Annotated in this window: 7 protein-coding genes; 2 read left to right on the top strand and 5 right to left on the bottom strand. The window is 42.4% G+C overall.

From position 1 onward, the window contains the following. Positions 1-212: 212 nt before the first annotated feature. Together F9Y84_RS01400 and F9Y84_RS01395 are read left to right on the top strand one after the other, a co-directional pair. Complete coding sequence (locus F9Y84_RS01400; RefSeq protein WP_147389012.1) at positions 213-2,303, top strand: SPFH domain-containing protein; 2,091 nt, start codon at positions 213-215, stop codon at positions 2,301-2,303. Positions 2,304-2,368: 65 nt separating this feature from the next. Continuing rightward, positions 2,369-7,864, top strand: a complete 5,496-nt coding sequence (locus tag F9Y84_RS01395) for a DNA repair ATPase (protein WP_147389013.1) — start codon at positions 2,369-2,371, stop codon at positions 7,862-7,864. A gap of 256 nt (positions 7,865-8,120) precedes the next feature. Here F9Y84_RS01395 and F9Y84_RS01390 read toward each other — a convergent pair whose 3' ends face one another. The 5 genes from F9Y84_RS01390 to F9Y84_RS01370 form a co-directional block, all read right to left on the bottom strand. Continuing rightward, complete coding sequence (locus tag F9Y84_RS01390; protein ID WP_125251648.1) at positions 8,121-8,522, bottom strand: hypothetical protein; 402 nt, start codon at positions 8,520-8,522, stop codon at positions 8,121-8,123. 283 nt (positions 8,523-8,805) lie between these two features. After that, positions 8,806-9,720 (bottom strand): Dyp-type peroxidase, encoded by a 915-nt coding sequence (locus tag F9Y84_RS01385; protein WP_147391306.1) that lies wholly within the window; start codon positions 9,718-9,720, stop codon positions 8,806-8,808. Between the two features lie 29 nt (positions 9,721-9,749). Next, positions 9,750-10,781: an ABC transporter ATP-binding protein gene (locus F9Y84_RS01380; protein WP_147391307.1), complete on the bottom strand. Its 1,032-nt coding sequence runs from the start codon at positions 10,779-10,781 to the stop codon at positions 9,750-9,752. Beyond that, positions 10,781-12,412, bottom strand: a complete 1,632-nt coding sequence (locus F9Y84_RS01375; RefSeq protein ID WP_147391308.1) for an ABC transporter permease — start codon at positions 12,410-12,412, stop codon at positions 10,781-10,783. The genes F9Y84_RS01380 and F9Y84_RS01375 overlap by 1 nt, the downstream gene beginning before the upstream one ends. Next, positions 12,412-13,416 carry a Fe(3+) ABC transporter substrate-binding protein gene (locus F9Y84_RS01370; protein ID WP_125251644.1) on the bottom strand — a complete coding sequence of 335 codons (1,005 nt, stop codon included), beginning with the start codon at positions 13,414-13,416 and terminating at the stop codon, positions 12,412-12,414. Before F9Y84_RS01370 ends, F9Y84_RS01375 begins: the two co-directional genes overlap by 1 nt. Between the last annotated feature and the right edge of the window lie 655 nt (positions 13,417-14,071).

The raw sequence follows: 14,071 nt of genomic DNA, 5'->3' as shown, positions 1-14,071 counted from the left end.
TCGTATCTGAAGTAAAAATAAAGTGCTTGTTAAATCGGACTCAACAGCCTTTTTATCTAGCCAACAGCTTTACACAGAGCGTACTTAGTCACCTATCTATTTGCAGCAGGAACATAACTATCAATGCAATGGGTGAAACATACAAAACAACGGAATTAAAACACGAGCCACTACTTCTGGTTCAAACTATATAGCGCAAAGCAGGAACAAGCATGGAATTTCTAAATAACCTCGGACCGGTACTCGCAATCGCGGGAATAGCCATTGTAATCATATTCGCCATTTTACTTTTAATAGGTAAATTCTACCGTAAGGTTGAGCAGGGTCAGGCATTAATCATCAACAAAATGAAAAATGAGCCTGATGTTACTACCACAGGCGGTGTTGTATTACCCGTGATCCACAAAATGGAAGTGATGGATATTTCAACTAATCGCATGGTATTAGAGCGCCGTGATAACAGCGGCCTCATCTGTAAAGACAATATCCGTGCCGATATTGCCATTACCTTTTATATCCGCGTCAACGAAAATAAAGAAGACATTCTACGTGTTGCAAAGCAAGTTGGTTGCGCTCGCGCATCAGCACCAGAAACCTTGCAAGCACTGTTTGAGGCCAAATTCTCAGAAGCCTTGAAAACAGTAGGTAAACGTATGAACTTTGAGGAGTTGTTTACTCACCGTAATGAATTCCGTGATGCAATTAAAGAGGTGATTGGCCAGGATTTATCGGGCTATACATTAGAAGATGTCGCGATTGATTACCTTGAGCAAACTTCTATTGATAAACTAGATCCAAATAACATCCTCGACGCTGAAGGTATTCGTCGTATTACCGAAAAAACCTCTAGGCAAAACGTTGAAACCAATCAGCTTAAATGTGATGAGAAAGCGCAGATCGACAATCAAAACCAAGCTGCATTCGAAAAAGCCGCAGAAGTTGAGCGTCAAAGAGAAGATGCAAGCGCAAAACAACGTCGTGAAATTGAATCGGTGCGTGCAAGAGAAGCTGCTGAAGCGGAGCGCGTGAAACATGAAGAACGCTTAAAAGCCGAAGAGGCTCGTTTAAAAGCCGATGAAGCAATCGCGATTGCTGAGCATAACAAACAACGTGAAATCGACGTAGCGGAGCAAAACCGCCTTCGCTTGCTTGCCATTGAAGAAGAGAAAGTGGCACGCTCACGAGAAATTGAAATCATCGAACGCGAGCGCGAAACCGAAATTTTACGTATTCAAAAAGCCAAAGCTCTTGAGGTTGAGCAAAAAGAAATTGCTGACGTTCAGCGTGAACGCGTTGCTGTCGAGAAGACCGTCGCAGAAGAGCAAGAGCGTATCAAAGATGTACAGTGTATTGCTGATGCTGAGCGTCAAAAGCAAGCCAAAATTATTCTTGCGCAAGCAGAGGCCGAAGAAGCTCTAGTGAAAGATATTGAAGCGGCAAAGGCCAAAGAGCAAGCAACTGAGTTTAAAGCCCGTGAAATGGAAAAAATGGCTTCAGCAGAGCTACGTATTGCAAATCAGACAGCTGAGTCGAAGAAGATATTGGCAGAAGCTTCGCAAGTTGAAGCTGCAGCATCTGGGCTTGCTGAAGCCGATATTATCAAAGCGAAAGCAACCGCTAATGCACTGCAAGGTGAAACAGAAGCACAAGTACTAAGACAAAGACTTGAAGCTGAAGCACAAGGCAAGCGTGACATTGGTATGGCAGAAGCCGAAGTGCAGACAGCCATGGCTGACGCCATTGAAAAACAAGGTGAGGCGGAAGCCATCAATCTTGAACGCAGAATGTCAGCTGAGGCAAAAGGTCTCACAGAAAAGCTTGAAGCGCTTAACAAGATGGATAACGATGCTCGTGAATACGAAGCCTTCACACTGCAACTAAATCAGCAAAAAGAACTGACACTGGCGAATATCGAGGCAAATAAACAAGTTTCAGCAAGCCAAGCAGATGTGTTAGGCAAAGCACTAAGCGGTGCTGATATTAACTTTATGGGTGGCGACGGTCAGTTCTTTAACCAGTTCATGAATGCGATTACCGTAGGTAAGTCTATCGATGGCTTAGTTGGGGAAAGCAAGACTGTGCAAACTGTATTCAAAGATCACTTAAATGGTGAGCGCAACCTAATGGATGACCTAAAAGGGGTGCTAGCAGGTGCCAATGCGTCTTCTGAAACACTAAAGAACATCAACATGAGTAAGTTTTTCCAACAACTGAGCAGCAGCTCAGATGCGGATAAACAGCAGTTACTCAAGTTACTTGGTGGTTCATTAAATGCCAGTAAACAAAACGAACCTGTAGAGTAATCAAGCAAAGGGGCCAAAATCTTGGCTCCTTCCCCATTTGCGCAGTGAACATAGGAAAGCAAAGAATGACGGAAGCAACGCAACAAGCGCCAGAGCGAACGCTCGAGCAAGATTCTTATCAACTCATAAAGCGCCGACTTGGCAACTTTGGTAACGATCTAAAAAGCCAAATAGACCAAATTAACCAACAACGTGTTGATACCTTTGGTAGTACAGAACTTAAAGTACAAGGTCGAGCAAGAGTTCGTACTGAGCATAACTGCGTGCCACGAGACATCGTGCTCATAGGCGATAAACTTATCTTCGCCTACAATGTGTTTATGGGGCTCAAACAAAACACCCAAGTGAGTGATGTATTCACAGTACAAAAACTACACCTGCAAGATGACCATTACGAGATAGAGCCTTACCCCCAAGAAACTAAGTTTCTTACCGATCCGCGTTTTTTACGTGACTTTGATGAATTATACACCTATTACAAAGACACTCGACTACAACACCTCTTTGTCAAATCAAACAAGCTCTTTGCGCTATTTCAGATTGGTGAAAAACTCTCTGATGTCCGTGTATTTCGCTGGCAGATCGCCAAAGACGAGACCTTAGATTACATTGATAACCGCGGAGAGCGTGACTTAGGCGAGGTAGAAAACTTTGACTTTGAGTGGCAAAAAACCGACCGCTCCGACCATGTCGAAGGCCGCCATCCACATATTAATGTAAACGATAAAGTCTTTATAGAAGTTTCTCGCGGCAAACTCACCGTTAAAATTGAAAATAACACCCAAAGTGGTGAAGGTATTTACCAAGAAGATGTAGATGACGCCAGCCAATCGCTTACAGATTGCGATTTACGCTTTGCCGAAGTTGGCGAAATGGTACTGCTCAAGTTGCTCCCCTATCGTGAAAAACAGTGGCGTTACTTTATTTATAACTGTCGTACCCAGCAGATACTGCGCCAAGATGCACTAGGTGGTGCCTGTGTGCAGCTACCAGAGAATCAAGGTATTATTTTTCCTGGGGGATATTACCTGCAATCTGGGCAAACTCGCTATTTTGACGACCAACTAGATGAGTTAATTTTTCATCGTCAGCTCAAATCCCCCAATGGTGAAGACGTACTCTATATTTTTTACGAACCAAACGATGGGCGCTATGCACTCTTCTCTTATAATATTATTGAGAAAAATCTGCAAAACCCTATTTATTGTCATGGCTATGGTATTTATGACGACGGTTTGGCGCTGACCTTTAAAGCGGAGCCTGAGCCTGAACGCGTTCACCCTATTCAGATCTGGCAAAGCCCTTTTTATAGCAGTGAGTTTGCCGCCAAAGCGCCTCGAGCCACTGGATTATTTGGCCGGATTGGGAACCCTGATTTAGTACGGGCGATCTCTGATTTATACAGCGTTTTTAAAGCAATCAACGACCAAAGCCCAACGGTATTTCATTATGAAGATTTGATAGCCCTGACCCGCAGTATTTTAGACCGTTACCACTGGCTTGCAGAGCCCGATTTTAAAGACGTAACGGCAAAGCTGCATGATATTTTTGAAACTTCAGAACAAGTACTTGATGAGTTTGAAAAAGTAAGTCAAATTGAAGCTGACGCCAAACGCGCAGAAGCTGAAATACAACAGTCCTTACAAGACGTATTACGGGAAGTACGCCCAGACAGCTTTAAAAAAGCAGAACAGTTTGTGCAAAGTTTAGAGTCACTTAAGCATTTAAAGGGAAAAGTAATTAGCCTTGAAGAGGTGAAATACATCAACCTTGAAGCGCTCTTTGCAATGCAGCAGCAAATTGATGAACACACCCTAAGTCTAAGCCACAAAACTGCCGAGTTTTTGCAACAAGACAGTGCATTAGCGCCCTACTACGCCCAACTTGAGGGTTTAGAAGAAGCCAGAGCACACACTGAAAGTGTCACAGAACTAAATGGCTTTCTATCGAACTTAGAAACTTTGAGCGCTGAGCTTGATTTGCTCAACCACACCATGCTGGATCTCGACATTGAAGATAGCCGTGTTCGCACTAAAATTTTGGAAGATGTCAGCACTATTTATGGCCAAGTAAATCGCACCAAAGCAGCATTAGAAATTCAGAAAAAAAGTGTCGGCAGCGTTGAGGCTAAAGCGGAATTTGCAGCTCGCTTTAAGCTCTTTAGTCAAAGTATTACCAGTGGTCTTAGCGCAGCTAAAACCCCAGAGCAGTGTGATGAACAGTTATCTCGCTTGCTTATTCAGCTAGAAGAATTAGAGTCCCAGTTTAGTCAATATGATGAATTTTTAACGGAGATTTTGGCTAAACGTGATGACGTTTATGAAAGCTTTGAGGCACATAAACAGCAGCTCATTGACGACAGACAGCGCCGCGCACTGAGCTTAGCAAACGCTGCCGAACGTATTTTACAAGGGGTAACAAGGCGCACACAAAGCTTTAAAACTTTAGATGACATTAATAGCTATTTTGCGTCTGATCCTATGATTGGCAAGCTTCGCGATTTAACCCAAGAGCTAAAAGATCTCAGTGATGAAGTGAAAGCAGATGATATTCAGGCCAAACTCAAAGCCTGTAAAGATCAAGCGATCCGAGCTTTGCGAGACAAGCAAGATATCTATACCGATGGTGGCAACACAGTAAAAGTAGGAAAACACGCATTCAGTGTTAACAAACAAATGCTTGATTTGACTTTGCTACCACGTGACGAACAGCTCATGTTACACCTCACAGGTACTGAGTATTTTGATGTTATTCCAGATTCAAAAAGCAACCAATTACTTAATGATGCAAGTGCCTACTGGCAACAAAATCTGATATCAGAGAATCGCCATTTCTATCGTGGAGAGTACTTAGCAGCACAAGTTTTGGCTGCTGCTGAACAAGAAGAGAATGATTTTACTCAAGCTACACTTGAGCTTGCTGCTGATAATGGAAGTTTGCTTGCCATCGTACAAAAGTATGCCGAGCCAAGATACCAAGAAGGCTATGAAAAAGGCATTCACGATCATGATGCCAGTCTGATTTTAGAGAACTTACTACAACAAAAGCAACAGCTGGGGTTACTCATCTATCCAGCCAGTTGTCGGGTTGCAGCACAGTTATTTTATACACAACTAAGCCAACCTGAGCTCACTGAATTGACGTTTCAAGCGACACAAGCTGAGTTAATGGCAACGAAGTTAGATGATCATGGTTTTAGCCAGCAGCTGAGCAACACACTAAGTAAACATATCACTGTATTTTGCCAACAGAACTTATCGGGCTATGTAGAAGAGTTAAGCCGCTTTTCAGGCGAATTAAGTGCAGCTTACCTCATTAAAGCCCTTGCTAGGCAACACAAACCGAGACAATTTGATCTGGCAGCGTCGGCTAAACAGATAAGCGAGCAGTTTATCTCAATGGCAAAAGCCAAAGGGGTGTGGCAACAACTTGAAGACTCATTGGCGCATTTAACTAAACTTGCAGACAAATGTCGCCTACTAAGCAGCTGGCTGCGCGCCTATGGCAATAAGCAAAATGCAAGCACAGAGATATTACTCGAAGCGGCAAACAGCATTTTGCTCTCTAAGCATTTTAGCCTCACCTACCAAGTCAAAGAAGCCGAAATAAAAACCGAGATCTCAGGTTTAATGGGTCAACACCCACGGATCGAGAACCAAGTGCTACACCTAGATTACGCCGACTTTTTTGCCCGAAGCAATGAGTATCTTAGTATTCATGTTCCCGCTTACAAACAGTACCAACAACTAAAAGCACAAGTGCTTGAGGCACAAAAGCAGCGCTTGCAGCTGGATGAGTTTAAACCCAGACCACTAAGCTCATTTGTGCGAAATCAGCTGATTGACAAAGTCTACTTCCCTATTATTGGCGATAACTTAGCAAAACAAATCGGAGCGGCAGGTAATAATAAACGCACCGATTTAATGGGCATGCTACTCCTTATTTCACCACCGGGCTATGGTAAAACCACGCTAATAGAATATGTAGCGAATCGCCTAGGACTCACTTTCGTTAAGGTAAACTGTCCATCAATTGGTCATGACCAATTATCCTTAGATCCCGCGCAAGCCATCAACGCCACTGCTGCAAAAGAAATTGAAAAGATCAATCAAAGCTTTGAGATGGGCAATAACGTGATGCTATACCTTGACGATATTCAGCATACCAACCCTGAGTTTTTACAAAAATTCATTTCTTTATGTGACGGCTCAAGACGCATAGACGGTGTGTGGAACGGTCGCAGTAAAACCTATGATCTCAGAGGTAAGAAGTTTGCCGTGGTAATGGCTGGAAACCCTTATACCGAATCTGGTGAGTCATTTAAAATCCCTGATATGCTAGCCAACCGTGCCGATATTTATAATCTTGGTGATACCCTAAGTGGCTGTGAACAAGAATTTGCGATGAGCTTTATTGAAAATACGCTCACTTCCAACGCCGTGCTCGCACCTCTTGCTAATCGTGGCATGGAAGACTTATATCAACTGGTTCGCATTGCTCAAGGTGAAGATCTTTCTATTAATGAATTGGAGTTTAATTACTCTCAAGCACAAGTAAATGAAATTGTCAGCGTACTGAAAAAGCTACTCACCATTCGCGACACTATTTTAAAAGTAAATGCACAGTATATTGCCTCTGCTGCGCAAGATGATAACTACCGCACAGAGCCGCCGTTTAAATTACAAGGCAGCTACCGTAATATGAATAAAATGGCTGAAAAGGTGGTTGCTGCCATGAATGACAGTGAGCTTGAAAACCTAATTCAAGATCACTACCGCGGTGAGGCACAAACACTGAGCAAAGGCAGTGAAGAAAATCTACTAAAACTGGCCCAATTGCGCGGCACATTAACGGATGAAGCAGCGGCTCGCTGGTATGAAATTAAAGCAGAGTACGCGCGCCTAAACCGTAGTAGTGATGAAGGAAGCCCTGCACAATTGGCCGTTGAACAACTAAGCTTTGTTAATAAATCCCTTGCCCAAATCGCCGCTAAACTCGATAAAGAACAGCTTAGCTTTGATTACAGTGCGCTGCTGCAGCAATTGGCTCAAGTGCTTGACGAACAAGAGTTCTCCACCCAGTTAACTGAGCTACGAGAGACCTTATCACAGCAGCCTTATGTTGCCCCGTTAACACAATTGATAGCTTCACAGCAACAAGTTGTTCAGGAAATGACAGGGTTACAAAATACTATCCAACAAACCGCGAATGGCCAGCAGCTACTCGCTAATCTGGATAAACTCAATGACTTGCTTAACACTCAAGCACAAATACAACACGCATTGGGTCAACAGAGTCAGCAGCAAAATACGTTATTTTCATACTTGTCAGATCGCTTAGAGGCGGTGGCACAACCGCAGATCCAAGTCGATAATCACCTTGATGACAGTAATGCAAAAGCGCTTGAGGCCGTCACGACATTATTAGCAAATACCCTAACAAACTCAAATACAGAGCCAGTTCAGCAACAGCTCAAAGACATTTTACATAAGCTTGAGGAAATTAAATCAAGACCCGTCGTCAGTAATGACTCAGGTGCGAAAAATCCATACATGCTATGATACCAATTTGACTTAATACTTGCTCAATTTGAAGGCGAAAACCTGACGCTAACCGCGTTAAAAATTTCTTATTTAGAACAACTAAATAGCAAAATTTTTGCCTTGCCTACACGGAGGTAGAGGACGCGGTAGCGGGGTTATCGACAAGATTTTCTCGCCTCAAAATAGACCACTTAATTAAGAAAATTGGTATCAGCTCGGCGCAATTCGCGCTAAAACTCGCTGCTAGGAAGGCATTAATTATTCAAGGTTCAAATTATTTAGGCGCTGCGACTTTTTTCATTGAGTATTCACTCCATGACCAAGGACTGAGCTCAAATATTTTATCGGATTGAGCTTCACCATTAGCGCAAACATCCTCATGTCCGATGATCCTAACAGGCAAACGCTCCGAATATGATTTTTTCAGAATATCAAATTGATATTGCGCGACAGGTGAAGAAAGGTCTAATTGCCATGTAAGCTCATCACCATTGGCAATACAAGTTTCAAAATTAGAGTACTCTTTCATTACTTCAATTCTAAAGTAAACTGCGTGGTCGCCATTAGCACCCGACCTTGTGATCAGTTGATCAACAGTCCCATATACGTCATTTGCAGCACTAACCGACAATGAAAAAAGACACAGTGTAGTCAGGCAGAAGGTTTTTATTCTCATTATTTTATCCATTATTAAAGTGATACCAACTTGCTTAAGAGGGTAAATCATGTTGATAGCTGCATTACTAAGCAATTACAATTCCAAAAAAAATAAATAAAGGAATTATTTATTACATAAAATTACCATTTTGGTTAATTTGTAACAAGTAAGTTTACAACTATTTGGATTGGATAAAGGAAAGACCAGGCCGTCGCCTCAATGCTTGCTTTATATTACTTTCTGTCTAATTCCAAAATAAGAAGACCGCTCGGTCAAAATAGTATTCAGATCAACTTGCGACTCACTCCGGCATTTTTGCCATCACTGACAAAAACTCTAAGGATGGTGCAAAAAAAGCAGACCCCATATCTGCGCTGGAATAATCTAATATCGGATCATAATTCTCTGCTACTCCCAGCCTATTTTTTAACACCTGCTCAAACGCATCACCTTTGGCGCTACAGCTTAAATACAAGCTTCCTTGTTCAAATACATCGCCAAATGGCATACTTTGCTCCAGTATTAGCGCATGACCATTTTCATCTTTTAATTCGGTTAAAGTTGCGTGGTTCGGGAGCTCACAATCGACTATCAAGTCATTGTCTAACCGTGTGCGACCCATTAAATGCTCTTGTTCACTGAGTGATAAACTCTGCCAACGCATTAGGTCAAACTTCACCCGCTTTACATGAATATAACTTCCTAGGTGATCAGCTGCATTTGGGTTATGCACCAAAGCCACTTCACGCTTGCTACGCCCTCTGGGATTATTGGCGCCGTAAATAAAACCGTTAAAATCACGCCCATCCAGAAAACGAAAAGCACGGACGTGTGCCACCATCTCGACTAAACCATTGAGCATATGCAATACACTTTGGGCAAAGATATGATTAACATCTTCGCGATCAGAGCGGATCACATAGAGTAAGTCGAAAGGTTGAGTATGTACGGTATGCTCCGCATCAATAATGTGCGGAAAGCTTTTTAGCTCTTTAGGAATAAATTCGGGATAGATATGCGGCCAATACTGTGCACCAATAGCCACAAAACTCGACAACATGGACTCAGAAAAGCGGTCTTCTAATTCTTCTTGTAGACGCCCGCAATTACCAAGCGCCGCTCGTAACGCTTCATCTTGCCCTTCAAGCACATTGAAGAACAAATGTAAGCCGTGCAAATTAGCTTCAGCACACACACCAGATTGGGCAAGCGCCATGCTCTACTCCCTGCTTTATTCATCTACTATTAAGAAAAGAAATTTACAGCATGTGCCTTAATTTTTAAAGAGATTGGTTTAGTTAAGTCAAGAGGCTCATGTGCAGGGTGAGATACCTCAAGCTCTTGACCCTCTACGGTCACGCGATAAATATACTCTGTTCCCATAAAACGTTGATTAAGGATCTTAACACTGCCTTGGGCGCAATTTTCTAGAGTAATATGCTGCGGTCGTAGATACACTTCACCTTTTGCATCCATATTCCCAAGTTCAACCAAAGAGTGTACAGCACCAAATTTCGTTTCGACGGAAGCACCATTGACCCTTTGTGCAGGAATGTAGATCCCTTGGCCTAAAAATTCAGCAACCATTTTACTTTTGGGACGTTGAAATAGTGTTTTTGGATCACCAACTTGGGCAATCTTTCCTTTGTCCATAATGGCAAGGCGATCGGCAAAAGCAAACGCCTCTTCCTTTGAGTGGCTCACAAAAATAGCAGAAACTTGCTGATCTTTAATGATACGACGAATATCATTAATTAATTGAAAACGTACCTGCGCATCAATATTTGAAAATGGCTCATCAAGTAATAGCAAATTAGGCTTGTATGCCAGTGCACGAGCAATCGCAACTCGTTGTTGCTGACCACCAGAAAGCTCATGAGGGAAGCGTGCTGCATAGCCTTGAAGCTGCACCAAGTTGAGCATTTCAGCGACTCTGCTTTCACGCGCCGATTTATCTTTGATAGTTAAACCAAACGCCACATTTTGTGCCACAGTCAAGTGCGGAAATAGCGCGTAATCTTGAAACATCATCCCAATATTACGCTTTTGTGGTGGGATAAATCCGCTCGCACCATTCATGGCTTTACCCAAAATACTGACGCTACCCTGAAATGGCTCTATCAAGCCAGCAATCACTTTAAGTGTCGTGGTTTTTCCGCAACCGCTAGCACCGAGCAAACATACGATCTCATTTTGCTCTACATTTAGAGTTAAGTTATTCACTACGGCTTCGCCGTCATAGCGATAAGAAAGATTTTCTAGCACTAAGCTATGCATTAACTTCGCTGCTCCATTGAACGGTTTACGACATAAAGCGGAATTAAACCAACTAAAACAATAAATAACGCCGACACAGAGGCTAATTCTAGCTGCTCATCACTGACATATTGAAAAACATGAGTGGCTAATGTCTCATAATTAAAGGGTCGCAATAACAACGCTGCGGGTAGCTCTTTCATACATTCAATAAACACCAACAGTGCAGCGGTTAAAATACCACGACGTAATAAAGGCAAATGAATCGATAACATCGTGCTGAGTCGATTGCGTCCTAAAGAAAAGCTTGCCATATCTAGACTTGGGCTGATCCGTTGATAACTTGACTCTACCGCTCCTTGAGCTATGGCATAAAACCTCACTACATATGCAAAAACTAAGGCAAAGATAGTTCCACTAAACAATAACCCAGGCTCAAATTGAGTGCCTTCAAACCATGTGTTTAGCTTATCATCTAGTAAGGTTAGCGGGATCAACACTGCGATTGCCAACACAGTTCCTGGAAGTGCGTAGCCAGTACTCGCTAATTTACCCGGCACAGCAACACGCTTACCATGACTGACACGCTGGTTAAATACCACCAACATACTCATGATAATCAAGACTACACTCACCCAAAATGCAATTTTTAGACTTTGCCACGCGTACAAGAAAAAACTATCGTTCCATGCTTGCTCAAAGTAGTTAATAGCATAATCGACCAGTACCCATGTTGGTACAATGAATGCTACGGCAAGAATCAGCCAACAAAACCCGCTGGCCAACCATGCCTGCGTGCCTTTCAGGTGATATAGCGTGGTGCTGTTTACACTTGATTGGCGCTCATGTACTACTTGTGTTGGCCGGCTCAACCGCTCTAATGTTAACGCCAGAAATAAAAACAACAGCATAATGCCAGATATTTTTGCGGCAGCAGTAAGAGAATAATACCCAAGCCAAGTATCGTATACCGCGGTAGTTAGCGTGCTTACAGCAAAATAGTGAACGGTAGCGAAGTCTGCCATACTTTCCATTGAGATCAACGCTAAACCAGCAACAATGGCACCACGAGATAAGGGTAAACTGACCTTAAAAAAGCTTTGAGAAGGTGATTTACCCATAAGCTGACTAGCTTGCACAAGCTTGAAAGATTGCTCTCTCAGTGCGGTCCTGAAGATCAAAAATAAATATGGATATAGTACCAAAGCTATCATCACGATAGCACCGGGCAAAGTGCGAATATCGAAAAACCAATAGTCATCAGGTGATTGCCACCCAAACCACTCTCTTAGCGCAATTTGTACAGGCCCAGCATAATCAAGTAGATCCGTATAGACGTATGCAATAAGGTAAGTTGGCATCGCCAGTGGTAACATCAACGACCACTCAAAAAAACGCCGCCCAGGAAATTCACAATACGCGGTTAACCAACCTAGAGGCAAAGCTATTAACGCGCAGACAAGACAAACACCAACAATAAGCCAAATGGTATTGCTGACGTAATCCCATAGGACAGTATCCCAAAGGTGAGCAAATACTTCAGAGTCTGGTTGAAACGACTCAACGATCAAAAATAAAAGCGGGACTGATAAGCTAAGCCCTATCAGCCACGCAAACGTCTGCCATTTAGACAGTGACAATGATAACTGCATTAAAGGTCAAATTTTACCTCATCAATTAACTTAAGCGCTAATGGACGGTATTTACTGATCTCTGACAATGGTAGGCTATCTTCCTTAAATTCGCCCCATGATGCCACTAGTTTAGATAACTCGACGCCAGGTTTCACTGGATATTCCATATTCATCGACGCATACATATTCTGCGCCTTATTGTCGGTCATAAACTCAATGAGTTTCAAGGCATTTTCAGTATTTTTAGCGTGCTTGGTTAAGACAACACCAGAAACATTAATATGCGAACCACGATCTTTCTGATTTGGGAAGTTGATATAAACGGCATCAGCCCAGGCTTTTTGCTTTTCATCTTCCATCATTTTACCGAAGTAGTAGCTGTTTCCGATGGCTAAATCACATAGCCCTTCTTTTACCGCTTTCACTTGCGCACGATCGTTACCTTGAGGCTTGCGCGCTAAATTTTCCTTAACCCCTTCTAGCCATGCTTTAGTTTTTGCTTCACCGTGATGTGCAATCATAGAGGCAACTAAACCAAGGTTATAAGGGTGCTTACCTGAGCGTGTACAAATTTTGCCGCGATACTGCTCGTCTGCTAATGCCTCATAAGTAAGTGCATCTAACTTGCCAGTGCGAGCTTTAGATGAATAAACATTACGTACCCGTTTAGTTAATGCTACCCACTGCCCTTCAGGGTCTCTAAAGTTTGCCGGAATATTTTTTGCAACCGTGTCGCTACTAATTGTTTGCGTCAGGTTCTCATCCTCTAACTGGATTAGCGCGCTGAAGTTTGATGTAAGTACAAGGTCAGCACGACTGTGTCTACCTTCACGCTTAACTCGCTCTATCAAGCCTTTTTTTGCAAAAACCACATTAGTTTTAATACCAGTTTGCTTTGTAAAATCATCCAAAATTGGTTGGATTAGAAAAGGTTGTCTAAACGAATAAATATTAACCTCTTCTGTCGCCACTGCTGGTAAGCAAGTGAGCGCAGCCAGTAAAGTAACCAGTGCTTTTTTCATAAAGACTCCATTTAGTAAACAATAATTATTATCAAATAATTCTACCTGTAATTATATCGTTTTACACCCTGAATATTTAATCTTGTATCAGGGCTTGGTGATCCATTGTAGAAAAGTGGAAAATCAACTGTGAGATATTTCTTACTTAACTACCAGAAATTGAGTAAATAGACGCTGAAATAACACCCAAAATAAAGCTATTCCATTGAAATTTATAAAGTTATAAATTTTCATATTTACCCCTCTTGTAAAAGGTCTACTTTTAACTACAGCGATTTTTTTTGGCTTGCTTATAATTAACAACATCTCAGGAAGAGAAATAAAGGGACATCAGGATACGCTCAGGGTAGGAAATGCAAAAGGAGGCGCACCCACTTAAAGGATGAGAGGGTAAGTAGAGCGAGGATAGTGTTTACAGGGAGTAAGCACAGAGATGGGAATGGAATATAAGGTTCATGATGAACCTGAGGAGCGCTTCAGGGGAGAAGCTAGACGTTAAAGGTTAACGTTACTGTGTTGGATACGCAGTTGGTTAAGGATGAAAAAGGAAGGTACAAAGGATGTACCCGTAACTAGTGGTTTAGGAGATACCAATCGTTGCAGTTATAAACGCAACACTTAGCTTGATATACTAGCTTCAAGCTACTAAGTGCCT

It is taken from the genome of Pseudoalteromonas peptidolytica (assembly GCF_012641745.1).
GTDB classification, from domain to species: Bacteria; Pseudomonadota; Gammaproteobacteria; order Enterobacterales; family Alteromonadaceae; genus Pseudoalteromonas; species Pseudoalteromonas peptidolytica.
Note: the sequence above shows the minus strand (reverse complement) of the source record. Positions and strands in the feature narration are given on the sequence as shown.